Here is a 26,436-nt window from a genome sequence, read left to right on the forward strand (position 1 = left end):
AGGAGTAAGGTATTATGTCGGTTTACATACCATCAAAAGGTACAAGGAATATTCTGCAGGTGTTGATTAACGAAGAAATGCCGATGTCTGTTGATCGAATCGCTAAGTTTACAAAAGCATCAAGAAGGATGGTCTACTATGATTTGGAGAATGTTAGATATTTGCTAAAAACTCTGGGCGTGGGTGAATTGGAGAGCAATGGGGGAGCCTATTTCCTTCAGCCTGAGCAAATTGAAGTAGTCAAAAACTATTTAACTGAAAAAAATACAATTCTCAATAAGGACGACCGCATCGGTTATATTATATGCAGTACAATCAGTTCTCACAACATCATACGCTTAGAATCATTAGCACAAAAATTTGAAATCTCTAAAAATGCAACACTTTATGATTTAGCAGAGACAAAAAAAATACTGGAAGACTATCAGCTGAAATTAAGGAATTCTAAAAAGAAAGGCTACTATGTGGACGGAGATACCTTTCGAAAAAGGTCGGTTTTTTTGCATTACCTTACACAGCTTTTAAAGAATAATAACTATGCTAGTTTAGATATTTTTAATCGTGAAACCATTGATCTGTACATCAGCAATTTAAAAAAGGTATCAATGGAACTGAATTTACTAGTTCATGAAAATGATCTGGTAGCACTTTCCTACCTATTATTATTAATCCGCGAGTTACCTGATACGTATCAGTTTAATGTGGTTAACCAAAATTTTATTATGGGTTCGAAAGAATTAAAGATTATCGATCAATATTTTACAGAACTTTACACGCACGAGCGCATTTATTTAATGATTTATCTCTTAAACTATACAAATAACAGGGATTTTTTGATAAAAAATGAAGACAAGGAATTTTACCTGCTAGCACTTGCAGCGGAAATCATTGGGACATTTGAGTTGGTTTCCTGTTTGAAATTTGAACAACATGAGGAATTAGTAAATTCCATCTATGCACATTTGAAACTTTCTTACTATAATTACCTTCTATCCCTGCCTACTATCAATCCATTGCAGAATGAAATAAAAGAAAATTATGCTGATTTATTTAAAATGACCCACGTTTGCTGCATGAAGTTAAAGGATAAATTTCCCTATCCTTTATTTGAAAGTGAAATCACCTATTTAACGATGCATTTTGGTGCGTCGATGCAAAAGGTGAAAAAGAATAAAACATATGCGAATGTCCTGCTTTCCTGTCTAAATGGAATAACAGGCTCCAGATTGCTAAAAACAGAAGTTGAGAACCAATTCGAAAATATTGTGGTAATTGATACGATAAAACCTACTGAAGTGAATTCGTATGCTGGAGAGTTACAAATCGATTTTGTAATTTCAACCGTAAACTTTGACTGTAAGTATCCAATTATTCTAGTAAACCCTATTTTAGCTGCTGAGGATAAGGCTAATATTGCTTCTATAATGACGCTATTGAACATTGAATTTAACACGGATAGCAGACAATTAAAAATACTCCTTGATATTGTTAAACGGAACGTAGATGAGGATGTTTATATAAAAATAAGAAAAGAGTTAAATCAATATTTAAATTCAGGGGGTTCCCTACTAAATACCCCAATTACTCCTCAAGCAACACTAATCAATATGATTGAACTTTATGGTGTGCAAGTACATCAAGAGGTTGGAGAAAACTGGGAAAATGCGATTCGAAAAACAGCAGAAGTATTGTTTGCGACCAATAGTATAAGTAAAAATTATATAGAAGCAGTTATTTCTTTGGCCCATCAGTATGGCCCCTATTTTGTCATTAGTCCGCAGATTGCCATTGCTCATGCCCAGCCAAAAGATGGAGTTTCTAAATTAGGTGTGGCATTAAGTATCTATAAGAACGGATTAAATATTATGGGGAAAAAGGATATAAAATTTCTTTTTGTACTTGCATCACCAAATCAAAGTGACCACTTGCATATCTTGCAGAATATTGCATTTATTGCTGAGAAACCAGATGTATTAGACCTTTTGGTTGATGCAAAGGATGAAAAAGAAATTTTATGGATACTAAATAAAGCATTTATGGATGCGGAATAAAATTGATCTAAATACTCAAAATATTTGCACAAATAATAATGAAATAGATTGGACTATTCGTTCTACTTTATTCTTGCGATACTGTAATTAATAAATATGCATATTTATAGTAAATTAGTGGAGGATGATGGTTCGATTATGTTAAATGCTATATTGAATTTTATCGTACAATTCTTATCCAACCCAACTATTCTCATTGCTTTAATTGTAATGGTCGGTCTGATTATTCAGAGAAAACCAGCAGCTGATACTATGAAAGGAACCATTAAGACCATAGTTGGTTTTAGTATCATTAGCGCAGGGGCTGGCGTTGTTATTGGGTCACTTACACCTTTGGATAAGCTGATGGCAGGTACCTTTGATTTATCTGGTACTCTTCCAGTAAATGAATCTGCTTTTGCTGTTGCTTCCGCCCAGTTTGGTGCAGCATTATCAGGAATAATGGCAATCGCCTTAGTTGTTAACGTCATTCAAGCTCGATTTTCTAAATTTAAATTTATCTACCTAACAGGACATGAGATCATGTGGATCTCAACTGTCTGTGCGATTTCTTTAAATGCAATAAACATGCCATTGTGGCAGATCATCATTAGCGGCGGTTTAATAACAGGTACCTATATGGCGGTTTTCCCTGCGTTAATTTACAAATCAGTGTGTAAAGTAACAGGTACTAAGGATTTAGCAATTGGACATAGTGGAACTGTCTTTTACTGGCTCGCTGTGATTGTCGGTCGTCTAACAGGAAATAAAGAAAAATCTGCAGAAGATATGAAAATTTCAAAAACATGGAATGTCTTACGTGACTTAACAGTTTCCTTGACTTTGGCAATGGTTATTGTTTACATCGTAGTGTCAATATTATCTATGATTCTAGCTCCAGATTTAGCAAAAGAGACTTTTGCTGGTACAAACTTTTTCATTTTCTCGATTACGTATGGTGCACAGTTTGCCGTAGCTATTTACTTAATTCAAGCAGGGGTTAGGATGGTGGTGGGAGAACTTGTTCCGGCATTCAAAGGTGTTGCTGAAAAGTTTATACCGGATGCCATACCAGCGATAGATATTCCTATCTTATTTCCTTATCAGCCAAATTCAGTTTTAATTGGCTTCATAAGTGCAACGGTAGGCGGTCTGGCAGCATTTTTTGTTCAGATTCTATTAATTGGAACTATTTTTGAACTTCCTTTGATTCTTCCTACGTTGTTTACGGCTTTCTTCTATGGTGCAACGGCAGGGTGTCTATGTAATAAGGAAGGCGGTTTAAGAGGTGTAGTAATTGGTTCAGCGTTTACCGGATTTATCATCGCCCTATTCCCGGCATTGTTGATTAAATTTGGTAAAGTGTTTGTTGAAGGAACCACATTTGGCGGAGGGGATTCAGCTGTTATAGGTATTTTTAATACACAAATAGGTGGATTCATTTCTAGTTTTGGACTATTCATTGTTATTATTCTCCTTTCCTTGGCTCCAATTGTTTGGTCACTAATGACCTCTGGCAGACCTGGTATTACTGAGAAAAATATATCTGAAGGGAAGTAATTATATGAAAATTCGTAAAATCTTGTGTTGCTGTATTTCAGGTATGGGTTCATCCTTTATTGTTGAAATGAATTTAAAGAAGGTATTGGATAAGTTAAACATGAGTGATGTAGAAGTAAATCATGCTGGTATTTATGATGCTTTTCCTGGAGCCGCAGACTTATATATCTGTTCTTCTGATGTATATGAAGAATGTTTGAAAGCAGGGGATACGATTCCGCTAGATAGATTGACAGATATCCATGAACTTGAAACGAAGTTATCTGCTTATTTGGTAAATCGTAAATAAAAGTGGAATTTTTTGAAAGCGTTTAACTGAGCCTATCCACCTTTTAATGCGGTAAACATATTATGTAAGGGAAGGTATTATGTGATGATTTCAGATATGTTACAAAAAGAAAACGTTCAAATTCTAGATTGTGTTACTGACTGGCAAGAGGTTGTCTATATATCTACAAAAAACTTAATAGATCAAGGGTACATTACAGGAAGTTACCCTAAGAAAATCATTGAGCTGACGGAAAAACATGGTGCCTACTATGTTCTGTGTCCTGATGTAGCACTTCTGCATGCACGCCCGGAGGATGGTGTCATTCGCAGGCAGTTATCCGTAACGCTAGTAAAGGAACCTGTAACTTTCAAGGGGAAAAGTGATACAGTCCGACTTATTATTACCATAGCTGCTGAAGATTCACAGAGCCATTTAGGTGCGCTACAAAAAATTGCAGAAATTATTTCCAGTGAGGACAGAATCAAATCATTAATTGGAATAAATGATGCTGAAAAGTTATATGAAGAGTTTGTTAGTGTACAGTAGAGAAATAAAGCAATGGATTTAAATGTAAAGGCATAAAGGAGTATGAGATCTCTTGTGATTTCATACTCCTTTTCTTTCTTAATGGGTACTGTAGATTGACTGCGAGGACAAAGCTTTCTTCTCGACCAGAATTTTATTAGAAAACAGTTAGTTTCTTTAGGGTGGTTCACTTTTAGGAAAACGGTTGAAACAATAAAGGTTCTCGACTGGGGGCAATTTTTCCGTTCTGTTTCATGGACGGTGATGATTCCTAATTCTTGGGGATCAGGTTAAGCACCCACCGGATCAGGATCAGATAAATAGCCGGAAAAATTCCGCTTAAATAGTAAATAAAATAAAAAATGGCTCAAATAGACGGAGAGATTCCGCCTATTGACTCGAAAATCGTGGAAATGGGGGATTTTATTTTGCATAAGCGGAAAACCTCCGCTTATATACCCCGAAACGAGCTCGCCATTAGAAGTTAACCGGAAAATCTCCGCTTAATTTACTTTCGCTGGTTACTTAATTAAAGATATGACTTCTATTTAAATAGAAGTGACGGTTTTTTAAACTAGCATTCTTTTAGTTAGCTGAAAAGGCTCTTTTCTTAAACTTTGTTAGATCATCAATCTATGGAAATACTGTAGAAAGTCCCCCAATTTTCCTGTCTAGCAAACTGCGATAGGCGGACATAAAGTTAGCTATTTGATGCGCTTATGTATATCTTATTTACACATCAGGAGTAGTTAATTTGTATTTAGACCTAAACGTATTTGTAAGGCGCAATTTTTACCGCCAAAGTCAAAAAGCCGCAAGAACCGTCCCCACTGGTTCGATTAACCCTCAGCCCATGGTTGCCGAACAGTCTTTACAACTTCCCCAGTACAGATGGCCTTTTCCATCATTAAAGATAGATACTGATCCTGAGAGGCCTCAGCAAGGCTATAAAAACTCGGGCCACCCGCTATATAGGCTTTCATTTTCTGTAAGCATGAAGCGATGGCTATTTCATCATCATAAAGTCTTCCAGGAATAAAAGGATTCCGATAAACCCAGTGCTCTCCTGCCATGATTCCTTCTAGGTAGTGCCCTTCTTGGTTTTCCTCTTCTCCTTTGTTAATTCTCTTTAAATCTAAATAAACAGGTGTTGAATAATCCCCCAATACGGTCAATCGGTTATCGAATATTTCTCCCCTGTCACCACGAACGGACAAATGATTTGAACGAATCCACGAACGATGCTGGTCTTTTGTGAAATCATAGATTCCTAACTTACCGTCAAATTCAAGCCAAACCAAGTCCCGTTCAGCCAAAATCATTTTTTCTTCCTTTGGAGGGCCGCTGCGATCTAGTCCAGCCACTATCGGCGCTTCAAATCTCATTCCTCTAATGCTAGCATTCTCGAAACCAATCCCGAGCATTTTCCTCATTAAGCTTAAACCATGATAAAAATGGGAAATAGAAACAGTGGCTTGTGTGACATTTCCTAATCTTCCGGAATCAATAAAGGATAGTCTTGCTTGCTGGATGGGATGTAGATGATATTGTTCGGCGACTTGTACTTTAGCTCCTCTACAAGTGAGTTTTTCATGAAGGGTTACCAAGTCTGCTATTGATTGAGCGGGAGGAGTTTCTGCTAGTACGGGTATACCAAGTTCGCCCAATTGAAGCAAATAATCTGGGACTGCTGATCCGCTAACGGATACGACGATAAAGTCAGGGTTTTCATTTTCCAAGAGTTGAGCCATATTCCGGTATGTAGAGACATTCCACTTTTTTTCTAAAAGGTTCCCCTTGTCTTCATCCCTGACCACCATTCCACATACACGGAATTGTTCGGGAAGAGCCTGGGCTATTCTTATATAATATTGCGCTCGAAAACTGGCGCCGCCAATAATACTGAATGAAATCATCGTAAATTTCCTCCAAACTTTTCTTGTCAGCCAACAGGTATTACTTGAAAATTGAAAACGTTTTACCTATACTTAGTTTATATAATGAACAAACAAAGTTCAATGCAAAGTTCTCTTTGCAGGAATGTATTGTTCTAGCATGAATAGATGGAGGATTGTAAATGAAGAAGAAGGTCGTTGTAACAGGTGGAAGTGGCCTGCTTGGTCGAGAGGTCATCAAAGAGTTTTTGGAACATGGCTATGATGTCGTAAATGCGGATGTGAAGCACCCGAAAGAAGCGCTTTGCAGAACGGTCATCACAGACTTAACGAATCTTGGTGAGGTATATGGGGTATTAGCAGGTGCAGATGCCGTTGTTCATCTAGCAGCTATACCGGTTGCGTACTCCCATCCAAACGAAGTGACCTTTGAAAATAATGTTATATCCACTTATAACATTTTAGAAGCAGCAGGGAATTTAGGGATTAAAAAGGCTGTCATCTCTTCAAGCGAGTCGTCATATGGTATTTGTTTTTCAAAGCAAAATTTAAAACCACACTATGTACCAATTGATGAGGACCACCCGCAATTACCGGAGGAAAGCTATGGTTTATCCAAGATTGTCAATGAGAAAACAGCTGATATGATCCACCGTAGAACGGGAATGCAGGTCGTATCCTTCCGATTGGGAAATGTCATTTCTCCCGAGATGTATCAAAACTTCCCTGGTTTCATCCATAATCCTGAGCAGCGGAAGACGATTTTGTGGAGTTATATTGATACACGGGATGCGGCGACTGCTTATCGATTGGCCATTGAGACAGACGGGCTAGGATCTGTTGCCCTTAATATTGGCGCAGATGAAACAAGTATGGATATGGAGAGCAAACAGCTAATGGAAATTTGCTACCCGGACGTAAAAGATTTTAGAAAAGACCTATCAGGCTTTGCACCACTGTTAAACAATGAAAAGGCTAAGAAACTTCTAAATTGGAAGCCTATTCATAAGTGGCGAAATTATGTAAACCTATAATTCTAGCTATTAAATATTTTATATAAGGAGTGACAAGATATGTTGAATAGTTTACAAAGTACAACCACCTTACATAACGGTGTAAAAATGCCTTGGCTGGGCTTAGGTGTCTTTAAGGTCGAGGACGGAGCGGAAGTGGTGAATTCAGTAAAAACCGCTCTTGAAGTTGGCTACAGAAGCATTGATACTGCCGCTATTTATGGAAATGAAGAAGGAGTCGGCAAGGCGATTGCTGAATCAACTGTACCTAGAGAAGAACTATTTATCACCACAAAAGTTTGGAACTCCAATCATGGCTATGAAGCTACGCTTGCGGCTTTTGATTTGAGTATGGAAAAACTAGGATTAAACTATTTAGACCTTTATTTAATTCACTGGCCACTTCCTTCTCAAGGAAAATTTGTAGAAACATGGAAAGCGCTTGAGAAGCTTTATAAGGATGGACGTGTACGTGCCATTGGTGTAAGTAACTTTAACGTTCATCACCTTGAAGAGATTATCGCAAACTGTGAAATTATACCGATGGTCAATCAGGTAGAATATCACCCAAGATTCAATCAACGAGAATTACACGATTTTTGTAAACGGCACGGCATCCAGCTTGAAGCATGGTCTCCGTTAATGCAAGGAGGTCTGCTTGATGAACCAGCCTTAGTGGAAATTGCAAAAAAATATAATAAATCAACAGCTCAAATCATCATCCGCTGGGATATACAAACCGGAGTAGTGACGATTCCAAAGTCAGTAAAGCCTCACCGTATTGCTGAAAATGCTGATGTCTTTGATTTTGAACTTACACAAGAGGATATGGATAAAATCAATGCGCTTAACCAGGACCAACGTATGTTTGCTGATCCTGATGATTTTAATCGAGTATAAGAGATGGCGGCCGAAGGGACGGTTCCTACGGCTTTCACTATCGCTTTATACTTCGCAGCAAATCGTAAGCTTTGCCTGATTTTTCGCTAATACTTTACATTTTTTGTTATTTTTTTGTGGGAATCCTTATCTAGAAAGGATTCCTATTACATTTAACTAATCGTTTATTAACCGGTTATATTGTCGTAGACTGTTGTATATGTGTTTATTGTAGATTCTCACACGTATGAAGAAGCCAATATTTTTAATGGTCATCAACTAATGCTGCTTCAACATTGTGATATTTCACGATAGCCTTTCTTATCTGTGCAGTTCTGACTGACCATTACTAGCTAGTGCAGATGATCCCAAGATCCCCATACTCATTACTGCAGCTCCAATTCCAACTATCCATCTCCCTTTTTTCGTAAATTCCCTTTCTCCTTTTTTATAAATTTTTTATAAAAAACACATATTATACTATTCGTTCTTAATAAAGTATATTATTTTCGTTTTTTATTAATTTTTAGAATTAGAGTTAACTAATCGTTTGATTAGAATTGCATTTACGTGTTATACATGCTGCGTCCCTAAATTTGCACCATAAAAAAATAAGAGTGCAACTTTGCACAAATGGATTGCGTGGTATTTGGTCTCCACATTGCACACTTAGTGGAGTATATTTTAATCAAGCAATTGCTAAGTACAAATAAAGTACACTTTTGCACAAACTATATGTGCAAAGGAGGTTCTAAGATGTCACTTGACCAACGCAGTACTGCCATTTTGTCCCATCTCGTTCAGGCACAAGCATATGTACCTGTTAAAGAGCTGACAGAGAAGTTTCATATTTCAAGAAGAACGATTTATTACGATATTGAAAAAATAAATGGCTGGTTAGAGGAAAACCATCTTCCGGCTGTGAAGCATGTAAGGTCGGCGGGCTTCTATCTTGAAGAGGAGGCTGCTGCTCAAGTTCCGGAAAAACTCGGAATGATTAAAACCTGGCATTATGAATACTCCGCAAAAGAGCGGAAGGCACTCCTGGCAATTCATATTTCATTACGTGATAAACCGTTGTTCCTCGAGGATTTGATGGGAAAAATCCGGGTCAGCCGCAACACGACGATTGAGGATATGAAAAGGTTAAAGGATGATCTGGTACGTTTTCGATTAAAGTTGGAGTTTGAACGTAAGTTGGGATATGTCATCCATGGCAATGAGGATGATAAACGAAAAGCGATAATCTATTATCTTCAGCAGGTACTTCCTGATCAAAGCTGGCAGACAATCTTGACTAAGATTCCCATAATCCTTAGTAAAACCGGCCATTTTGACCTTTTTGATTTTGAAAATTTGAAAGCGGTTCACGACATCGTGGCCGAAAGTGAAGAAGAACTGAATATTAAATTTACGGATGAATTTCTTGATGGTTTTGCTTTTCGACTGTTGATGTTTGCCAAAAGACTTTCAAAGGGGAAAAATGTTTCGATTGACCCTATTGAAAGGGAAGTCCTGACAGAGACAAAACAGTATCAGGCTGCAAAAAATATAGCCCAGAAGCTTTCGAGTTTTTTTAATTTAGACTTTCCAGAAGATGAAATTTTTTATATTACAAAACACCTGCTAGGGTCTCGCGTACAGTCCGAAGAGGATTTACAGCATGAATGCGAAGGTAGTAAGGCGCTGAATGAAGTCGTTGCCGATATGGTAAGTGATTTTCAAAAGTATGCCTGTGTATTTTTCAAAGACCGCAAAGAAATTGAGAAGAACCTGCTTATGCATATCAAACCTGCTTACTATCGGATCAAATACGGACTTGAATTAGAGAACGTGTTGACAGAAACCATTATGGAAAACTATCATGATATCTTTCTCCTTACCAAAAAGGTCATCAGTCACCTTGAGATGCTGGTAAAAAAAGAGATCAACGATCATGAAATTGCCTTTATAGCCATGCATTTCGGTGGGTGGATGAGGAAAGCCGGCGCGAAACCGGCCATTCGTAAGAAAGCGCTGATTGTTTGCACGAACGGGGTTGGGACATCAAGATTACTGCAAAATCAGTTGGAAGGCCTCTTTTCAACCATTGATATCAGTGGATGTGTATCATTACGAGAGTATAAGAATCATCAGTATGACCCTGATTTTATCATCTCGACCATCCCGCTTGAGGAAAAGGATAAACCGGTATTTGTGGTGAGCCCGATTCTAACGGAGGCCGAAAAGGAGAGTCTATTAAAAAAGGTAAACGCCGAATTAGATACTACTTCAAAACCAGCAACATCTATGGAAGCCTTAATGAACATCATCCAAAAATATGCAGATATCCATAATGAGGAAGGACTTCAGAAGGATCTAAAGCAATATTTGGCTAAACCTGCGGCTGTTATAAAAGAAACAAGAAAACCATCGCTGAAGGAAATTTTAAAAACCGACAATATCCAAATCATAAATGAGGTAAAGAATTGGCAGGAAGCGATCCGCATGGCTGCGGAGCCTCTTAAACAAAATGGCTCGGTGACAGATAATTACATTGAAGCCATGATTCAAACCATTATGAAAATGGGTCCTTATATTGTCATTGCGCCTAAAGTAGCGATTCCTCATGCCAGACCGGAGGATGGAGTCAACAAACTAGGAATGAGTTTATTGAAACTCGAAAACAGTGTTCCCTTTTCTGATGATGAAAAACATAATGTCCAAGTGGTAATCGTCTTGGCTGCCATTGATGGGGAAACCCATTTAAAGGCATTATCACAGCTGACGACTATGCTCTCTAATGAGACGAATATGAAAGAAATTCTCAAAGCCAAACGTACAAACCGGATTTTCGAGTTAATCGAAGCATATTCGAATTAAATAGAAACAAAAGTAAAAAGTAACAGAGAGGGTTTTTAACATGAAGTTTTTAGAAGAGAATCTAGTGGCATTGGATGTCGAGGTTTCTTCCCCTGAAGAGGCGATTCGTGCGGCAGGCAAATTGCTAGTAGAGGGTGGAGCAGTAGAGGAGCGTTATGTGGATGCCATGGTGGCATCTTATCAAAAAAATGGCCCTTATTTTGTACTGGCTCCCAAGATTGCCCTCCCGCATGGAAGGCCGGAGGATGGTGTGAATGAAGCGTCTGTATCGTTTGTAAGGTTGAAAAAGGCTGTGGTCTTTGGCAATCAAGCAAATGATCCTGTTCAATTTGTTTTTGCCTTAGGTGCTTCATCAAGTGATGAACATGTACAGATTTTACAAAGGTTAATAGTTTTATTAAATAATCAGGAAAATATTGAAAAATTAACAACACTCACAAGCTATCTAGAAATCAATGAAATCATTGGGAGGAATTGAATTATGAAAATTTTATGCGTATGTGGATTAGGTCAAGGAACCAGCTTAATTTTACGAATGAATGTTGAGACAGTATTAAGAGATTTAGGTGTATCGGCAGATGTGGAAAATACAGATGTATCCACTGCTTCAAGTATGTCTCCAGATTGCATTATTACAAGTAATGAATTGGCAGAAACACTTGCCGGCACCTCGGCAAAAGTTATTATCGTAAATAATTATTTTGATTTAAATGAGATTAAAACTGCTCTACAAGGCCAACTAAACTAGAGAAGAATTTAGAGGGGGAACTGGGATGGAAGCGATTAAATGGTTTGCCACCAACGTCTTCGGTACACCGGCGATTTTACTAGGATTTATTGTATTCATAGGATTATTGCTGCAAAAGAAAAATACAAGTCAGCTAGTCAGTGGAACGTTTAAGGCGATTATTGGTTTCTTGATTATCGGTGCCGGTGCCGGCGTTATTGTGAACGCCTTATTGGTATTCGAGCCAATGTGGAAAGAGGTATTTAACCTTAAGGGAGAGTCTTTAGGGAAATTTATGGGGCAAGAAGGTTTTAATGCCAAATACGGAAGCGCCGTGACGCTTGCAATGACACTAGGTTTCTTAATAAACGTATTACTTGCGAGATTTACAAAATTTAAATATATCTATCTGACTGGTCACATGATGTTCTGGACGACAACTATCTTCGCAGGAGTGATCATTCAAGCTGTCGGTGATGTTTCTTTCGGAAAGTTAGTGATTTTCTTAGCTATCTTTATGGGATTATATTGGACATTCCAACCAGCCGTTGTTCAACCGTTCATGCGTAAGATTACTGGGAACGATAACATTGCCCTTGGTCATACATCTGCATCGGTTGCCCTACTAGCAGCGCTAGCAGGTAAAGTTCTTGGCAATAAAGAAAATGATTCAGAAAAAATCAAATTGCCTAAGGGTCTTGAATTCTTAAGAGATTCAAACGTCATCACTGCGTTAACGATGGGGATTCTATTCTTGGTTGGATCGATCATCCTTTCTATAAAAGGAACCCCTGGTGCTGAAGAATTAATGGCAAAAGCAGGCGAACAGAACTTCATCATCTATTCTATTGTCCAATCGTTTACCTTTGCGGGTGGTATTGCCATCGTTCTACTAGGGGTAAGAATGTTCATTGGTGAAATCGTTCCTGCCTTCAACGGTATTGCGACGAAATTAGTGCCTGGTGCCAAGCCAGCCTTAGACTGCCCGATTGTATTCCCATATGCACCAAATGCGGTTATCCTCGGTTTCCTTGGAGCATTTGCAGGTGCCCTAATTTGGTTGGTTGTTCTAGGAAACACGGTCAGCTATGTATTCGTACCAACGATGATCGTATTATTTTTCCATGGTGCAACAGCCGGTGTCTTTGGAAATGCCACTGGTGGTGTAAGAGGAGCGTTGCTTGGCGGCTTCATCACATCAACCGTTGTTGCCTGGGGGCAATATATCATGGTTAAAATGCTCATTTCTAAAACGATTCCAGATACAGCGATGTGGGCTGCTGACAGTGATATGTTCATTTTAGGACCAATCGTTAAATTCCTTGCTCAACTATTCTTTTAAACTAAATCTTTTTGAGTAAAGGGCAACTAAACATTGCCCTTTAGTCATTTGCCATTGAAGGAGGAACAACCATGAGTTTCATTCGAACATTAAGAGGAGATATCACACCGGAAGAATTAGGTTTCACGTATTCACATGAGCATATTGTATGTCGTCCGGCATTCTGGGCAGAACGGAACGCGGACGATCTACTATTGGATGATAAGGAAAAATCGAAGCTCGATGTTGAGGATTTCAAAAAGCACGGCGGTAAATCGATTGTCGATGCGACAGCCATAGATTATGGCCGTGATGTTCAAGCGGTTAAAGAAATCTCCGAAGAATTGGATATCCATATTGTCGGGACAGCAGGGTTTAATAAAAGCTTTCTTTGGGACGCAAAAGTGAAGGAAGAGTTAAAACCGATCATCGGCAATTATCAAACCTATGCAGAGTGGATTGATGCAGCACGCATCAATGAATTAACCGATTTCGTCATCAGGGAAGTGGAGGAAGGACTTGAAGGCACTCCGTTTAAGGCGGGTCAGGTAAAGTTTGGAACAGGGTACAATCGCATCACACCGCTGGAAGAAAAAACGTTACGAGCAGTGGCACGTGCACATCACGAAACAAAAGCTCCGCTGCATTCCCATACAGAAGCAGGAACAATGGGGCTGGAACAAATTGAACTGTTAGTAAGTGAAGGTGTCGACCTTTCTTATATGAGCTTTGGCCATATGGACCGCAACCCCGATCCATATTATCACGAGCAAATCGCTAAGACTGGTGCCTACCTTTGTTTTGACGGGATTGCCAAGATTAAATATGCTCCCGAAAGCACTCGGATTCACTGCATTTTAGAGCTGGTCAGAAAAGGGTATGAAAATCAAATCCTTGTCAGCGGCGATACGGCAAGAAAAACCTACTATAAGCATTATGATTACGGTTTAGGGCTTGAATATATCATCGCCAAATGGGTTCCACGCTTTATTGACGATGCAAACCGCCAAGGCTTTGACGGAGAAAAATTGATTCATAAAATCTTTGTTGAAAATCCTGCCAGATGCTTTACGTTCAAAAAGTAGGGAGGAATGAGGATGATTTTTCAAAATGAAAATTCCTTCGAGGTCAAGGAAAAAATTGATAAAAGCCGTGTTGCCATTCTGCCAATCGGGGCAGTGGAGGCACATGGCCCGCATTTGCCGCTTGGCACGGATAACTATTTGGCGGAACGTCTTTCCGAGCGTGTTGCTGAAAGGACAGGTGCCTTTGTGCTGCCAACCTTGCCTTATGGCCAGGTTTGGAGTTTAAAGAACTTTCCCGGAAGTATCACGATCAGCAATGATTCATTAATCAATTTTATCGTGGATATCGGGATAAGCCTTTATGAACAGGGCTTCCGTATCTTTGCGATGATCAATGGGCATCTTGGCAATGCGGCTGCGATGAAAGAAGCGGCACGTAAGCTATACAGCCAATATCCGGATTTTAAAATCCTATACTTATTTTACCCAGGTGTGAAACAGGTGACAGATGAGGTTCGCAAGACAAAGTCCTCTCATGCCAGCTATTTCCATGCTTGTGAAATCGAAACCTCCTACATGCTTTACCTTGCTGAAGAATATGTGGATATGTCAAAGGCCATATCGGACATTCCAAACATTCCAATGAGTGCCGATGTTACACCGACCCCGTGGGAAGAGTTCACCAGCTCTGCGGTACTTGGCGATGCGACACTGGCCACAAAGGAAAAAGGTGAAAAAATAATCGAAGTGGCCATTTCGAACATGATTACATTAATAGAAGGTGCAAAAAATGAACTTAAAGGATCTTAGGAAAATCGATGACTTTTTGCTGTTTAACTTTTTGGCAAAGGATCAAGAAAATGTGAAGGAAATCATCGAGGCTGGAGAAGGTTATATTGTCCCTGGAATTGTTTCTTCTGATTTTGAAAAAATCGAGGAAGGTATTAGGAAAGTTGAGGAATTGAAAGAGGTTTCACCGATTGTCAGCATTGGCTTAGGGGATAATGGGAATCCGGCAAACTGGGACAAGGTACTTGAAATTGCTGAAGGCTCGAGTCCAGGTCATATCAACCAGCCGTTTGAAAAATCAAGCTATTCGTGCGGCTATTTACAAGCGAAAGGTCTCGACCAGATTGTTAACGGGCTTGTTGCTCCTGCCGGAAAAGTAGGATATGTGAAGGTGGCAGGAATGGAAATCAAGGTCGAAAACTTGGTTGACCTGGCATTATCGATGGGAATCAATTCTATCAAATTCATGCCTTTAAAAGGAACGACTCACCTAGAAGAACTCGTTTACTTGTGTGAAATTGCGGCTGAAAAGGGGATTACAGCGATTGAACCTGCAGGCGGAATCTCCGCAGACAATATTGCTGTGATTGTTGACGCTGTGCGGGGCACAGGTATTCCGGTCTTTATGCCGCATATCTTTGGCTCCACAATTGATAAGGAAACAGGCCAAACCATTCCAGAAGAAGTTGCAAAAATACTTGCAGCAGTAAGGGGTTGATCAATAGTGCTATCTCAATATTTTGATAAAGCAAAAGAAAAATTGGATTTAGTTGAACAAACACAAAAGAAATATTTACGATTAGCCGCAGAAAAAGTCGCCGAGGCCATTCAAAATGGCGGAATCATTCAATTGTTTGGCTGTGGTCACTCGCATATTTTAACGGAAGAGGTTTTCTACCGTGCAGGAGGGCTTGTGCCGATTAAGCCAATTCTTGTTGAACCGTTAATGCTTCACGAGGGTGCGCTGAGATCTTCTCAACTCGAACGTCAAAACGATCTTGCAGAGGAGTTTCTGAAAGAACAGGACTTTCGTCCGGAAGATGTAGTATTCGTGTTATCAACATCAGGCCGTAATCCGGTGCCAGTCGATGTTGCCCAGGCTGCACAAGGAAAGGATACGTATGTCATTGGAATTACATCATTGGAATATTCTCAAAGCCAGCCGTCAAGACATAAAAGCGGCAAACACTTATATAACTCCGTTGACTTAGTGATTGACAACCACTCTACTAAGGGCGACGCGGCGTTATCTTACGAAAAAGTGGCAGTACCGTTTGCCCCGACTTCGACCGTAGTGGGAGCCGTCATATTAAATGCTATCTTTGCCGAAGCCATTAAAATCATGGCAGATAAAGGATTGGAACCGCCCATTTTCCTAAGTGGAAACATCGATGGCGCAGATGACCATAATAATAGTTTAGTAGAGAAATATAGAGGAAGAATTCCATTACTTTCATAATTAATAATCAAATAGTGAGAAAAAGTGAGTTGGGGGGGTCAGTCCCCCACTCAGATAAACGCACATTGGCGCACATTGGGGACGATTCCGATGGCATTTCGAGTGCCAGGAACCATCCAGGGAATTTCTAGTTTTTCTTGGCCTCTTTCCTTTACATTTACTCCACATTTTTTGAAATTGAACAAGTATTCAACTTCAACTTTGGTAAAAGATATGGAACCTAGACTTTAGAAAATTTCCTAATCCTCGACAAAAAAAATTTCTTAAAAACAACCAAAATTTTGTTTAATTAAAGGGTTAAAGGCTGTTTTAATCAAACGATTAATTGGAAATAAGGTTGACGGACCTTGTCGAAGGTTTGTAGGATGGCTCTCAAATTTACGACTCGGTGTGCAGCCAATCATAATACATGACTTCGCCTGTTGCGAGCACATAGCGTAACGGCTGACTCTCATTTCTATGTTCAGGCAATTGATCTAGATACAGTTGTTTTAATTTGTTTGTTAGAATGCCATAAAAGAATGCCACCGGTTTTGCTACTGTTTTAGTAGATTTAAGCTTACGGACCAGCTGTTTGAAAGACGTAATAGCAATAGCGAGAACGTCCTCTGTGTGTTGGTGGCATTCAAATCGAAACGCAGCGATTTGGACCATATGCCAGTATTCTTCAATCGTCTTCGCATCAGTGAAGAAGTATTTTACGAGCTGGACAAATGTTTGTGGAACTTTATCACTAACAAACGTGTGATCGAGTTCAATCGGCGATTCGTTACGTTTAGAATTCTTTTGATGATTAGTTTTTAAAAGATTATTAGTTTCTTTAGGGTGGTTCAATTTTTCGGCTTTGGGTGGTTCACTTTGTGGGAACCGATTAAAACAATATAAGTTACTCGTCTGGGAGCCATTATTTCGTTCAGTTTCATGGATGGTGAGGATTCCTAATTCTTTGGCTTTGATCGTCATCCGCTTAAATGTAGAACGAGAGATTCCGTTGCCTTGATACTCTTCATTTATTGCTTTTAGCAACGTCCCAATCTTTGCATTACAAACCCCAGGTACTTTCACAGAAAAACGAACCAGCCTCTTCAATCCGACAAGCTCCCCCTTTGAGAAGTCCTGCTTCTTTACCGCCAGCCACATCTCGACATGCGTATTGAACTCCTTCACACTTTCAAACTGAGAATACCCTTCAAACCCTTCAATTCTGCCTGATTTCAAATTCACAAAAATGCACCAGCCTTTCTACCCTTTATATATAAATCTAGAGGGCAAAAGGACAGGGTCAAAAGTAAATTTTTTTTTATTGATCGGCTATTTTTGTCCAAATAAAGAACACATTCTTCGACAGGTTTCTTCTAATGAAATGCATGGGGGGGTTAAAAGGGTTTTTTATTTTGTTTCTAGTTATCTTAAAATAATAAAAAGGAGTTTCTAATGTTTGAATGGTCAAAAATTTACTAAAGCCCTAATTCCATATGGAGTTAGGGTAAGTTAATTTTTTGTGCTTATTCATGATAAGACTTAAATGTTAACTATATTTAAAAGTTGGTTGACTTAAATAATGTAATTCATTTATTATGATAATTGTAAATATTACAACTCTATTATTAGGAGATATTAAAATGAAAATTAAAGAAATTACTTTTGTAGCAGTGTTTGCTGCTGTTATGGGTGCATTAGGATTAGTTCCGCCTATTATGCTAACCTTTACACCAGTTCCTATTACATTACAAACTCTAGGTGTCATTCTTGCGGGAGGAGTATTAGGAGCAAGATTAGGGGCGATGAGCCAAACAGTCTTTCTATTAATTGTCGCTGCTGGAATGCCTCTTTTATCTGGAGGACGAGGTGGACTAGGTGTATTTGTCGGACCGAGTGCTGGTTATTTAATTTCATGGCCTATTACGGCCTTCTGTATCGGGTACCTTATATCACGATTAAAAGCTCTGAAAATACAATATATTTTATTAATTAATCTGACAGTTGGAATTTTATTAATCTACTTAATTGGAATTCCTGTCCAAGCATTTATGATGGAAATTCCTGTTTTAGAAGCTGTAAAACTAAGTTTAGTTTATATCCCAGGAGATGTGTTAAAAGCGATACTAGCTTCTATTTTAGTTTACAAACTAAGAAAACACCCAGTTTTTTCACGCTCATTAGCAACTAGTGATTCTAGTCATTTAACTAAAAATATATAAACATAAGAGGCACCATGGTGTGTCTTTTTTTCATAGAGGAGGTAAGTCATGGGAAACATTACAGAATCATATAAGACTTTCGCAAAATCATCCCCAAACAAAATTGCAATCCGTACGAATCATCAACAAATCAGTTATCAAAAATGGTATGAATTAATCAATCAAACAGCGAACTGGCTTCATTCTCTTCATTCAGAAAATAAAACAATAGGAATCCTTTTGCCAAATGGTATCCCTTTTCTACAGCTCTTTGCTGGTGCCTCCAAGGCAGGCTGGATTGCTGTTCCCTATGATATGAAATGGAACATAACTGAGTTGGAAAAAAAGGTGCAACTATCAAATCCCTCTATCATTGTTACAACTAGAGAAATTTTCTCTCAAATCAAAAAAAGAATTCCTAATGTAATGATTTTGGATGATCTTTTACAGGAGATCCCTCAGTTCGATTCAACAACTTTAAGGAAAGCGGAAGCAAATCTGCCTTTTTACATTGGATTTACTTCTGGTACGACCGGAAACCCAAAAGCATTTGTTCGCTCCCAAGATTCATGGGTAGCTAGCTTTGATTGCAATCGTTTTGATTTCGGGTTAGATGAATCTGATCACGTTCTAATTTGTGGTGCCTTAATTCATTCTCATTTTCTGTATGGAGCCATTAGCACTTTGTATTTGGGTGGAACCGTCTTTCTTTTAGAAAAATTCTCTCCCATCGAAGGACTGGCATGGATACATTCTTTTCGAATTACAACGATATATGTAGTTCCGACAATGCTAGAAGCATTTCTGAAAGAAGGCAACCAAATGGATAGGGCTATAAAAATTATTTCGTCTGGTGCAAAATGGTCTGAAAAGTCAAAATTGAACATTCGTAATATATTTCCTAATATGGCCATGTACGAGTTTTATGGTGCTAGTGAATTAAGCTTTATTACTGTACTTTCTGATAAAAAAGGTATTCAGAAGGCTACAACTGTCGGAAAGCCTTGTTATGGTGTAGAGGTACAAATTCGGCAACCCAATCAGGAATTAGCAAAGCCGAATGAGACAGGAAAAATATATGTAAGAAGCAAATTGGTGATAGATGGGTACTTTGATCAGGATGGCAGGACCATCTATTCTTTTCAAGATGACGAGGGATGGGCAACGGTCCATGATATGGGTTATTTAGACGAAGATGGGTTTTTATATATAGTAGGTCGTGAAAACAATATGATTTTATATGGAGGAATAAATATTTTTCCTGAAGAAATAGAAAAAGTGATTTCCCTTCATCCAAATGTCGAAGAAGTTGCCGTAATTGGCCTATCAGATTTGTATTGGGGACAGATTGTGGCTGCGGTAGTAAAAGGAAAGTGTAACCCATTAGAGTTAAAAAGATTTTGTAAGACACATTTATCTTCTTATAAAATTCCTCGTAAGTGGTTTTTCCTATCTGAAATGCCCTATACAACGAGTGGCAAGATAGCCCGTGCTGAGCTAATAAAACGAATGGAAAGCAAGGTGACCAATCATTAAAAGAGCGGTAATTGTCCAAGCGAAACGAACACCAATTGGGAAAAAGGGTGGAATCCTTCGAAACATTCAGCCGCATGAGCTTGCTGCACCTCTTCTTCAACATTTAACAAATGGAGTGGCAGAAAAGATAGATGATATCATTTTAGGAAATATAGTTGGACCAGGTGGAAACGTTGCTCGAGTTGCTGCATTAGAAGCAGGACTTCCCCTTTCTGTAACGGGAATTACACTTGACCGACAATGTAGTGCAGGGTTAGAAGCAATTCGAATGGCATGTTACCTAGTCCAAGGTGGAGCTGGCCGTTGTTACATTGCTGGTGGTGTTGAAAGCTCGAGTACATCTCCGTTGCCATCTAGAGCGAGATTTTCTCCTGAAAAAATCGGCGACCCAGATATGGGCGTTGCAGCAGAATACGTGGCTGAAAAATATACCATTTCAAAGAAAATGCAGGATGAATATGCTCTATTAAGTTATAAACGTAGCTGGAAAGCTTACGATAAAGGATATTTTAATCAAGAGATCATTCAAATTGGGGACTTCCACCAAGATGAAGAACTTTCTAGGAAAAGAAAAATGGAAGTACTTTTAAATAGGGCGAAGCCTATATTTAAAAAGAACGGCACGGTTACCGCAGCGAACAGTTGTGGGATCCATGACGGGGCTTCAGCTGTGCTTGTTATGGAAGAAAACATGGCATTAAACAATGAATTTCAGCCTATTTTACGATTTTTGGATAGTGAAGTCACAGGTGTACATCCTAACTATCCAGGAGCAGCTCCTATTCCAGCTATTCAAGACTTATTAAAAAGAAACCATTTAACCATTACAGATATTGATCTTATTGAAATAAACGAGGCTTTTTCTTCAAAGATTGTTGCTTGTGCAAAAGAACTTTCCATTCCTTATGACAAGCTAAATGTTTGCGGAGGAGCTTTAACGCTAGGACATCCTTATGGAGCTTCGGGAAGTATAATGATCACGAGGCTTTTCTACGAAGTACAAAGACGGAAGGGTATTAAATATGTACTGGCCGCGATTGGAAGTGGGGGAGGAATCGGAGTAGCGGTTTTATTCGAGGTGGTAACATGAAAACAAAGGAACAGGGTATTACTTTTAATAAAGAAGATGTGCAACAATTTGTTCAATTGATTGATGATCGAAATCCTATCTATAAGAGTTTAGAGAGGGCAAAAGAATATGGTTTCGAAACGATTCCTCTTCCTCCAACAATGCCAATGATGGCTTATAAATGGCTGGACCTCCCATGGGAGCTTCAACAACCTATTATTCATCGAAAACAGAAATGTATCCAGCATCAAAGAATATACATTGATGAGATTTATAGAGCGATAGTTGAAGTTACAGATCCATTTCAACGTCAAAATCTTACCTTTATTAAACAAACTTTATATTTATATAATAAGCATGGAAAGCTTTGTTTTGAGGGAGTGTCTGATTTGATTGTGGGCGGATTGTCATGAATGCGATTACCTTTCAAATTACCGAAAAGGACGTTGAGCAATATGCTTTAGTTTCAGGAGATCATAATCCAATTCATTTAGATTTAGAGGCAGCGAAACAACAAGGGTTCACTAATAAAATTGCGCATGGAATGTTAACAGTGGCCAAAGTGTTGAGTGTGCTTTCAAATGAAGTTCTCACCCCTCAAGAGTTGTTGGGCCATTATGAATTTACCTTTATCGCTCCTGTTTATGTGGGGGACCGAGTAACTCTGACTCTCAAACAAGTGGAGCATAAATTAAGAGTAGAAGTGAAATGTGGGGAAAAGATAGTCGTAAAAGGGTGTTTGAACAAATATAGTTTAGCATTCCTGTAGATCCTTAAATTTCAGGTTTGAAAAAAATAGAACCCCTCAGTAAGATACGAGTATAGAGACCAATCTAACTCATATTCTTAAGGAGGAGTCCTACTATGAATTTTAAAATGCAAGACAAACAAAATCAACTAATTGAAAGAATTTCCGATACACATCTTATTGTTGGTGTTGATATCGCTCAACAATTACACGTTGCAAGAGCAGTTAACTTCCGTGGAATTGTAGTTGGAGACCCTATTACATTTGAAAATAATGAAGAGGGGTTCCTTAAACTATTAAACTGGATTCATGATTTAAAAAGATTAAAAAGCTTAGATGCCGCAATAGTAGGTATGGAGCCTACAGGCCATTACTGGATTAACCTTTCAAAATGGTTATATAACCAAAACATTGAGGTTGTAACAGTCAATCCCCACTTAGTAAAAAGGAATAAAGAGAATCGTGATAATACCCAATCTAAGAGTGATAAAAAAGATGCGCTCGTTATCGCGGATATGGTCAAAAACGGCTACTATTCCTTTATTCGTCCATCATCAGAATCATTTGAGAAGCTTAGAGTTCTAATGTCTAATCGTGATGTGATTGTTAAACGTCTCGTAATGTCTATTAATCAAATAAATCGATGGGTAGATGTTGTCTTCCCAGAGCTGCGACAAGTGTTTAAAGATGTTTCGTGCAAAGGAGCTATCGCAACCCTTCGCTTATTTCCAACTCCAGAGGAAATATCTTCAATGGAGCCATTAGATGTCATGAGGGGGTGGAAGTCATTAATGAAAAGACAACCAGGGTCTAAAAAAGCTCAATTACTGATCAATCTTGCAAAATCTTCTATTGGAACTGGACAAGCACTCGATGCTTATAAATTCCATCTAGAACAATTATTAGAAGAATATGACCTCGCTGTAAAACAACTCGAAAGAGTTGAACAACAAGTTAAAGAAGTTCTCAATAAAATACCATTTGCAAAAAAACTACTTTTGATTAAAGGAATAAGTGAAATTTCATTAGCTGGGATACTAGGTGAGTCAGGAGATTTAAGTGGATTCTCTCACGGAAACTCTCTATTACGTCATGCGGGATTACATCTAGCTGAAGCAAGTTCAGGCAAATGGAAAGGTCAGATTGTTATTTCAAAGCGTGGAAGGTCAAGACTACGACGCTTCCTCTACTTAGCAACTATGAGCCTTGTGATGAATAACCCTGAGTTTAAAGCCGTCCATTCCCATAATGTGAAAGTAAAGAAGATAAAGAAAATGAAGTCAATAATGAAACTGATAGGTAAACTTGCGAGGATTTTTGTAGGTATAGCACGACGAAACGAGACTTACTGTCCAAATAAAGTCCATGTATTAATCCCTTTAGCAGCATAGAAATAAAACATAAGTTATATATAATGTATGGTTTAAAATAGTAAAACTTTATTTTGAATGTTGTCTTATTCGTAGGATTTCAAATATGTACGGAGTACCAGGTTTATTGAACAAAAGGGCACTGTGACCCATCAGTTTAGCATAACTGGCCTCCACCCCTTGGATAGGCATGACGAAGGAATGATAGGGCAATTGACCCGTTGAGACATGGGAGGGAAAGCCTCCAGGGGCGGCGTGGAGATGTACATTATATGGTAAAATATGGAGTGGTAGCTGACTCCTTTATTTAACTATGCCTTCACGAAGCCAAAATGATCTGATCTCATTTCAATTACCCGGAAATCCAATAACAAGGGTTATGAAATCCTGCGAATAAGTGAGCATTCGAGAGATATTCGTATCAAACTGAGGGAGTTCAATAGAAGAAGTATTACCTTACTTTGGTTAAAGATAAATAATCCCTCCTGTGTCTACACAGAAGGGATCACTTCTTATAAGAATGTTTAAAGGAACTTTTGGTTTATCTTTGAAGCCCAGGATATTGCCAGATTCCAGAAGTTCTAATTAGGTCGCGGTAGATAACAAGAATTTCATCTTTAGATACTTTGTGTGCTTCCTCTAAGGATGGATAATCTAAATAAACTACATTTGTGAAGTTTCTGTCGATGTTGTTACCATTCATTTTATTGTAAAAATCGCTTGCTTCTTTAAATACAGTTAATGCTCTTCTCATGTGGCTTGCACTTGTAACAAGCGTCACATCCTTTATTCCCTCTTTATCCAGAATGGCGGTTGAGAAAAGGCCATTTTCAACAGTGTCTGTTGACTTATTTTCGAGAATAATTCTATCTTTTTCAATTCCTTGAGAAATCAGCCAATTACTCATTGCATCAGCTTCTGTAATTCCTTGTTTAGGAACTCCGCCCGTTACTATAATCTTTGAATTTGGATATTGTTTTGCAATGGCAAGTCCTGCTTTTAAGCGTTCAATAAGCGGCTCTCTCATTGATCCATCTTCGGCAAGTGCATATCCAAGAATTACAATTGCATGATCTTTTTGTGGTAAATCAGCTGGAGCTGAAGTATTTAAATTTTCATCTAAAATCGTTTCTGTCGTTTCTAATTTTTGAAGATATTCGTTCGTTTTTTTAGCATCGATTTGTTTTAAGTTTGAAATCGAGCTTTTATAGGAAGAATTGTCACCATTTACTTTTGAGTAAACGCCGTACAGCAGATTTGCATTGAAATGATTTGGATCTAAATTTAAAATCTGCTTATATGTCTGTAAAGCTTCTGGTGTTTTTTTCTGAATGATTTGTGTTGAAGCAAGTGAAAGTTTCAAATCAAGATCATAAGGATCTAGTAGTGTTGCTTCTTTAAATGCATTTTCAACCACATCATATTTTCCCTTAAGTGTGATTCCCTTAAATATGTCTTTCTCTGCTTGTTGAATATCCCCGCCATGCCAGTAATAGTACATAGCGATATCTTTAAATTGATTGATTCTATCAGATGTAGGTTCATCATTTCTTATAGTGTTTTCATTAACATTTTCAGATGTTGCAGCAGTTGTTGGTTCTGCCGTTGTTGAATACGCTGTTGCAAAGGTAACAGTAGACAAAGTAACAGCAAGTGCTAAACCTAGTTTCTTTTTTAAGTTTTTCATGATGTCCTCCTCATTTCCGTAAAACCCACTATTTTTAGGGTTTATCAGATGTCTTAACTATTCTAAAATAACATTAATTTGTATAACTAATGTGAATATAGGGTAAATGTTTTGTAAAAAAAGCCAATAATAAATTTAAGTTTGAAGAAATAGGCAGTTTTGATTAAGAAACTACACATATAAATGTTTTTAATTGGATATGGTAACAAGAAATGTGCTAGCTTGCTTTGGAAGAAGGATGATACTATGCCAATAAAAATTCAAAGAATAGTTAATGTTGCTATGGTCTTACTAGCATGGTTAACAATCCCTTTTTTAAGGTTTCACAACATAAGAAGGTTTCTTCCCGCTGCATTAATTATTGTACTTATAGAAGGTATTAATGTACAAATTGGGAAAAGACGTAAGTGGTGGATTTTTTATAATAAACCAAAATCATACTTATTTGGGGAGTTCCCTTTTAATATTGGCCCGTTCTTGGTAGGTTCAATGTGGATATTAAAATGGACATATGGGAATTTTAAACAGTTTATGCTTCTTAATGCCACTGTTAATGCTTTCTTTGCTTTTATTTTAGTAACGTTAATGGAAAAGTTAAAGGTTGCCAAATTAGTTCGATTAAATAATTTTCAACTTTTCCTATATTTCTTTTACAAAGCTCCTTTGTTATATGGGATTCAATACATTCTTGAATTAAAAAAGAAAGTTCATCACAAAAGGAGTCCGTAGGGACGGTTCTTGTGGTCCCCTGAGAGTTTTATTCAATCCAATAATAGGTTTGGAATTCTTGCAATTAGAGATGCTTAGAATTCCAATCCTATTCTAAATTTATTAACCCATTGGAACCATTGGGGATTTATCATCGACAAGATTTTTATCCGAAAATAGGTAAAAGTTCTTTTTTCAGAATGGTTTGCGGCATGTCTAATCAAACGTCTAAGTGGTATATCAAATAGAAGAAGTTTGTCAGGGTGTGTATTTTACTAGTTTCTTTTGTCAATTTTGAAGGAAATTCCGGAAGGTCCAATCCTTTATACGACAATTAATTTTCTTGAAAGCAGGCAATAGTTCGTTTGATAAGAGGGCTTATCCACGATTTAATCAAACGATTAATTAGTTGAATCCAAGTTAATTAAACGTTTGATTAGAATAGCCTTAAATGCTGTAAAATATGAGTTTTATCCTCAATATTGGAAAGGAAATTGTCGAAAAGAGATTCTATAGAAATGGTGAAGACTTCTGGGCAAAAGGAGGGTGTTTATCGTATGTTGTAGTGAAAGACACCGAATTTTACCCATGGACGGAAAAGCCACTAAAAAAGCGCTTGCATAAATATTTACCATATTGAATAAAAATTCAATCTATGTTACTATAATAATAAGTTTAAATTCTTCTGAGTTTAGACCTCCTATAATGGACTTAGCCTAGACCACTAAGTTCAACTTTGACCTTTGATCTTATAGATCAAAGGTATTTTTTATTTGCCGTGT

The 26,436-nt window shown here is 38.1% G+C and carries 24 protein-coding genes; 21 read left to right on the plus strand and 3 right to left on the minus strand.

Features of this window, described 5'->3' with window-relative positions:
- Positions 1-14: 14 nt before the first annotated feature.
- The 4 genes from QFZ28_RS04380 (at position 15) to QFZ28_RS04395 (ending at position 4,407) form a co-directional block, all read left to right on the plus strand.
- Positions 15-2,051 (plus strand): BglG family transcription antiterminator, encoded by a 2,037-nt coding sequence (locus tag QFZ28_RS04380; protein ID WP_307193521.1) that lies wholly within the window; start codon positions 15-17, stop codon positions 2,049-2,051.
- Positions 2,052-2,204: 153 nt separating this feature from the next.
- The gene (locus QFZ28_RS04385) at positions 2,205-3,590 is read left to right on the plus strand and encodes a PTS ascorbate transporter subunit IIC (RefSeq protein WP_307193522.1); all 1,386 of its coding nucleotides are present in this window, start codon (positions 2,205-2,207) and stop codon (positions 3,588-3,590) included.
- A gap of 4 nt (positions 3,591-3,594) precedes the next feature.
- Complete coding sequence (locus tag QFZ28_RS04390) at positions 3,595-3,879, plus strand: PTS sugar transporter subunit IIB (RefSeq protein ID WP_307193523.1); 285 nt, start codon at positions 3,595-3,597, stop codon at positions 3,877-3,879.
- 96 nt (positions 3,880-3,975) lie between these two features.
- Positions 3,976-4,407 carry a PTS sugar transporter subunit IIA gene (locus QFZ28_RS04395; RefSeq protein ID WP_307193524.1) on the plus strand — a complete coding sequence of 144 codons (432 nt, stop codon included), beginning with the start codon at positions 3,976-3,978 and terminating at the stop codon, positions 4,405-4,407.
- 818 nt (positions 4,408-5,225) lie between these two features.
- On the opposite strand, the gene QFZ28_RS04400 is transcribed toward QFZ28_RS04395, so the two are convergent.
- Entirely contained in the window at positions 5,226-6,302 is a 1,077-nt protein-coding gene (locus tag QFZ28_RS04400) for a Gfo/Idh/MocA family protein (RefSeq protein ID WP_307193525.1), read from the minus strand.
- 161 nt (positions 6,303-6,463) lie between these two features.
- Here QFZ28_RS04400 and QFZ28_RS04405 point away from each other — a divergent pair, with 161 nt between their 5' ends.
- The 10 genes from QFZ28_RS04405 to QFZ28_RS04450 all read left to right on the plus strand — a co-directional run bounded on the left by QFZ28_RS04405 (position 6,464) and on the right by QFZ28_RS04450 (position 16,356).
- Positions 6,464-7,315 carry an NAD-dependent epimerase/dehydratase family protein gene (locus QFZ28_RS04405; protein WP_307193526.1) on the plus strand — a complete coding sequence of 284 codons (852 nt, stop codon included), beginning with the start codon at positions 6,464-6,466 and terminating at the stop codon, positions 7,313-7,315.
- Between the two features lie 39 nt (positions 7,316-7,354).
- Entirely contained in the window at positions 7,355-8,194 is an 840-nt protein-coding gene (locus QFZ28_RS04410) for an aldo/keto reductase (RefSeq protein ID WP_307193527.1), read from the plus strand.
- Between the two features lie 735 nt (positions 8,195-8,929).
- Entirely contained in the window at positions 8,930-11,035 is a 2,106-nt protein-coding gene (locus QFZ28_RS04415) for a BglG family transcription antiterminator (RefSeq protein WP_307193528.1), read from the plus strand.
- A gap of 40 nt (positions 11,036-11,075) precedes the next feature.
- Positions 11,076-11,513, plus strand: a complete 438-nt coding sequence (locus tag QFZ28_RS04420) for a PTS sugar transporter subunit IIA (protein ID WP_307193529.1) — start codon at positions 11,076-11,078, stop codon at positions 11,511-11,513.
- Between the two features lie 3 nt (positions 11,514-11,516).
- Positions 11,517-11,783 (plus strand): PTS sugar transporter subunit IIB, encoded by a 267-nt coding sequence (locus QFZ28_RS04425; protein ID WP_307193530.1) that lies wholly within the window; start codon positions 11,517-11,519, stop codon positions 11,781-11,783.
- 25 nt (positions 11,784-11,808) lie between these two features.
- Positions 11,809-13,104, plus strand: coding sequence for a PTS ascorbate transporter subunit IIC (locus QFZ28_RS04430; protein ID WP_307193531.1), 1,296 nt, complete (start codon positions 11,809-11,811; stop codon positions 13,102-13,104).
- A 71-nt stretch (positions 13,105-13,175) separates the two neighbouring features.
- Positions 13,176-14,168, plus strand: a complete 993-nt coding sequence (locus QFZ28_RS04435) for a phosphotriesterase family protein (RefSeq protein ID WP_307193532.1) — start codon at positions 13,176-13,178, stop codon at positions 14,166-14,168.
- Between the two features lie 12 nt (positions 14,169-14,180).
- Entirely contained in the window at positions 14,181-14,918 is a 738-nt protein-coding gene (locus QFZ28_RS04440) for a creatininase family protein (RefSeq protein ID WP_307193533.1), read from the plus strand.
- Positions 14,890-15,615, plus strand: a complete 726-nt coding sequence (locus QFZ28_RS04445) for a KDGP aldolase (protein ID WP_373428041.1) — start codon at positions 14,890-14,892, stop codon at positions 15,613-15,615. The genes QFZ28_RS04440 and QFZ28_RS04445 overlap by 29 nt, the downstream gene beginning before the upstream one ends.
- Positions 15,616-15,621: 6 nt before the next feature.
- The gene (locus QFZ28_RS04450; RefSeq protein WP_307193535.1) at positions 15,622-16,356 is read left to right on the plus strand and encodes an SIS domain-containing protein; all 735 of its coding nucleotides are present in this window, start codon (positions 15,622-15,624) and stop codon (positions 16,354-16,356) included.
- A 378-nt stretch (positions 16,357-16,734) separates the two neighbouring features.
- Here the strand turns inward: QFZ28_RS04450 and QFZ28_RS04455 are convergent, their stop codons facing one another.
- On the minus strand, positions 16,735-17,580 hold the full coding sequence (locus QFZ28_RS04455) for a hypothetical protein (protein ID WP_307193536.1): 846 nt from the start codon (positions 17,578-17,580) through the stop codon (positions 16,735-16,737).
- Positions 17,581-17,978: 398 nt separating this feature from the next.
- Here QFZ28_RS04455 and QFZ28_RS04460 point away from each other — a divergent pair, with 398 nt between their 5' ends.
- The 6 genes from QFZ28_RS04460 to QFZ28_RS04485 all read left to right on the plus strand — a co-directional run bounded on the left by QFZ28_RS04460 (position 17,979) and on the right by QFZ28_RS04485 (position 23,280).
- Positions 17,979-18,557: a biotin transporter BioY gene (locus QFZ28_RS04460; protein ID WP_307193537.1), complete on the plus strand. Its 579-nt coding sequence runs from the start codon at positions 17,979-17,981 to the stop codon at positions 18,555-18,557.
- Positions 18,558-18,605: 48 nt separating this feature from the next.
- On the plus strand, positions 18,606-20,072 hold the full coding sequence (locus QFZ28_RS04465) for an AMP-binding protein (protein WP_307193538.1): 1,467 nt from the start codon (positions 18,606-18,608) through the stop codon (positions 20,070-20,072).
- Positions 20,068-21,162, plus strand: a complete 1,095-nt coding sequence (locus QFZ28_RS04470; protein WP_307196946.1) for an acetyl-CoA C-acyltransferase — start codon at positions 20,068-20,070, stop codon at positions 21,160-21,162. The genes QFZ28_RS04465 and QFZ28_RS04470 overlap by 5 nt, the downstream gene beginning before the upstream one ends.
- On the plus strand, positions 21,159-21,554 hold the full coding sequence (locus QFZ28_RS04475; protein ID WP_307193539.1) for an FAS1-like dehydratase domain-containing protein: 396 nt from the start codon (positions 21,159-21,161) through the stop codon (positions 21,552-21,554). Before QFZ28_RS04470 ends, QFZ28_RS04475 begins: the two co-directional genes overlap by 4 nt.
- Positions 21,551-21,910, plus strand: coding sequence for a MaoC/PaaZ C-terminal domain-containing protein (locus QFZ28_RS04480; protein ID WP_307193540.1), 360 nt, complete (start codon positions 21,551-21,553; stop codon positions 21,908-21,910). Before QFZ28_RS04475 ends, QFZ28_RS04480 begins: the two co-directional genes overlap by 4 nt.
- A 95-nt stretch (positions 21,911-22,005) precedes the next feature.
- The gene (locus QFZ28_RS04485) at positions 22,006-23,280 is read left to right on the plus strand and encodes an IS110 family transposase (RefSeq protein WP_307193541.1); all 1,275 of its coding nucleotides are present in this window, start codon (positions 22,006-22,008) and stop codon (positions 23,278-23,280) included.
- A 520-nt stretch (positions 23,281-23,800) separates the two neighbouring features.
- Here QFZ28_RS04485 and QFZ28_RS04490 read toward each other — a convergent pair.
- Positions 23,801-24,946 (minus strand): YdcF family protein, encoded by a 1,146-nt coding sequence (locus QFZ28_RS04490; protein ID WP_307193542.1) that lies wholly within the window; start codon positions 24,944-24,946, stop codon positions 23,801-23,803.
- Positions 24,947-25,129: 183 nt separating this feature from the next.
- Here QFZ28_RS04490 and QFZ28_RS04495 point away from each other — a divergent pair, with 183 nt between their 5' ends.
- Positions 25,130-25,675, plus strand: a complete 546-nt coding sequence (locus QFZ28_RS04495; protein WP_307193543.1) for a hypothetical protein — start codon at positions 25,130-25,132, stop codon at positions 25,673-25,675.
- The last annotated feature ends 761 nt before the right edge of the window (positions 25,676-26,436 follow it).

The sequence above is a fragment of the Neobacillus niacini genome (assembly GCF_030817695.1).
In the GTDB taxonomy this organism is placed as follows: Bacteria; Bacillota; Bacilli; order Bacillales; family Cytobacillaceae; genus Neobacillus; species Neobacillus niacini_F.

Coding starts and splice junctions, on each gene's coding strand:
- QFZ28_RS04460 (WP_307193537.1), top strand. CDS start 17,979: ATGAAAATTAAAGAAATTACTTTTGTAGCAGTGTTTGCTGCTGTTATG.
- QFZ28_RS04485 (WP_307193541.1), top strand. CDS start 22,006: ATGAATTTTAAAATGCAAGACAAACAAAATCAACTAATTGAAAGAATT.
- QFZ28_RS04465 (WP_307193538.1), top strand. CDS start 18,606: ATGGGAAACATTACAGAATCATATAAGACTTTCGCAAAATCATCCCCA.
- QFZ28_RS04380 (WP_307193521.1), top strand. CDS start 15: ATGTCGGTTTACATACCATCAAAAGGTACAAGGAATATTCTGCAGGTG.
- QFZ28_RS04430 (WP_307193531.1), top strand. CDS start 11,809: ATGGAAGCGATTAAATGGTTTGCCACCAACGTCTTCGGTACACCGGCG.
- QFZ28_RS04405 (WP_307193526.1), top strand. CDS start 6,464: ATGAAGAAGAAGGTCGTTGTAACAGGTGGAAGTGGCCTGCTTGGTCGA.
- QFZ28_RS04400 (WP_307193525.1), bottom strand. CDS start 6,302: ATGATTTCATTCAGTATTATTGGCGGCGCCAGTTTTCGAGCGCAATAT.
- QFZ28_RS04435 (WP_307193532.1), top strand. CDS start 13,176: ATGAGTTTCATTCGAACATTAAGAGGAGATATCACACCGGAAGAATTA.
- QFZ28_RS04440 (WP_307193533.1), top strand. CDS start 14,181: ATGATTTTTCAAAATGAAAATTCCTTCGAGGTCAAGGAAAAAATTGAT.
- QFZ28_RS04490 (WP_307193542.1), bottom strand. CDS start 24,946: ATGAAAAACTTAAAAAAGAAACTAGGTTTAGCACTTGCTGTTACTTTG.
- QFZ28_RS04420 (WP_307193529.1), top strand. CDS start 11,076: ATGAAGTTTTTAGAAGAGAATCTAGTGGCATTGGATGTCGAGGTTTCT.
- QFZ28_RS04480 (WP_307193540.1), top strand. CDS start 21,551: ATGAATGCGATTACCTTTCAAATTACCGAAAAGGACGTTGAGCAATAT.
- QFZ28_RS04415 (WP_307193528.1), top strand. CDS start 8,930: ATGTCACTTGACCAACGCAGTACTGCCATTTTGTCCCATCTCGTTCAG.
- QFZ28_RS04390 (WP_307193523.1), top strand. CDS start 3,595: ATGAAAATTCGTAAAATCTTGTGTTGCTGTATTTCAGGTATGGGTTCA.
- QFZ28_RS04425 (WP_307193530.1), top strand. CDS start 11,517: ATGAAAATTTTATGCGTATGTGGATTAGGTCAAGGAACCAGCTTAATT.
- QFZ28_RS04410 (WP_307193527.1), top strand. CDS start 7,355: ATGTTGAATAGTTTACAAAGTACAACCACCTTACATAACGGTGTAAAA.
- QFZ28_RS04395 (WP_307193524.1), top strand. CDS start 3,976: ATGTTACAAAAAGAAAACGTTCAAATTCTAGATTGTGTTACTGACTGG.
- QFZ28_RS04475 (WP_307193539.1), top strand. CDS start 21,159: ATGAAAACAAAGGAACAGGGTATTACTTTTAATAAAGAAGATGTGCAA.
- QFZ28_RS04495 (WP_307193543.1), top strand. CDS start 25,130: ATGTTTTTAATTGGATATGGTAACAAGAAATGTGCTAGCTTGCTTTGG.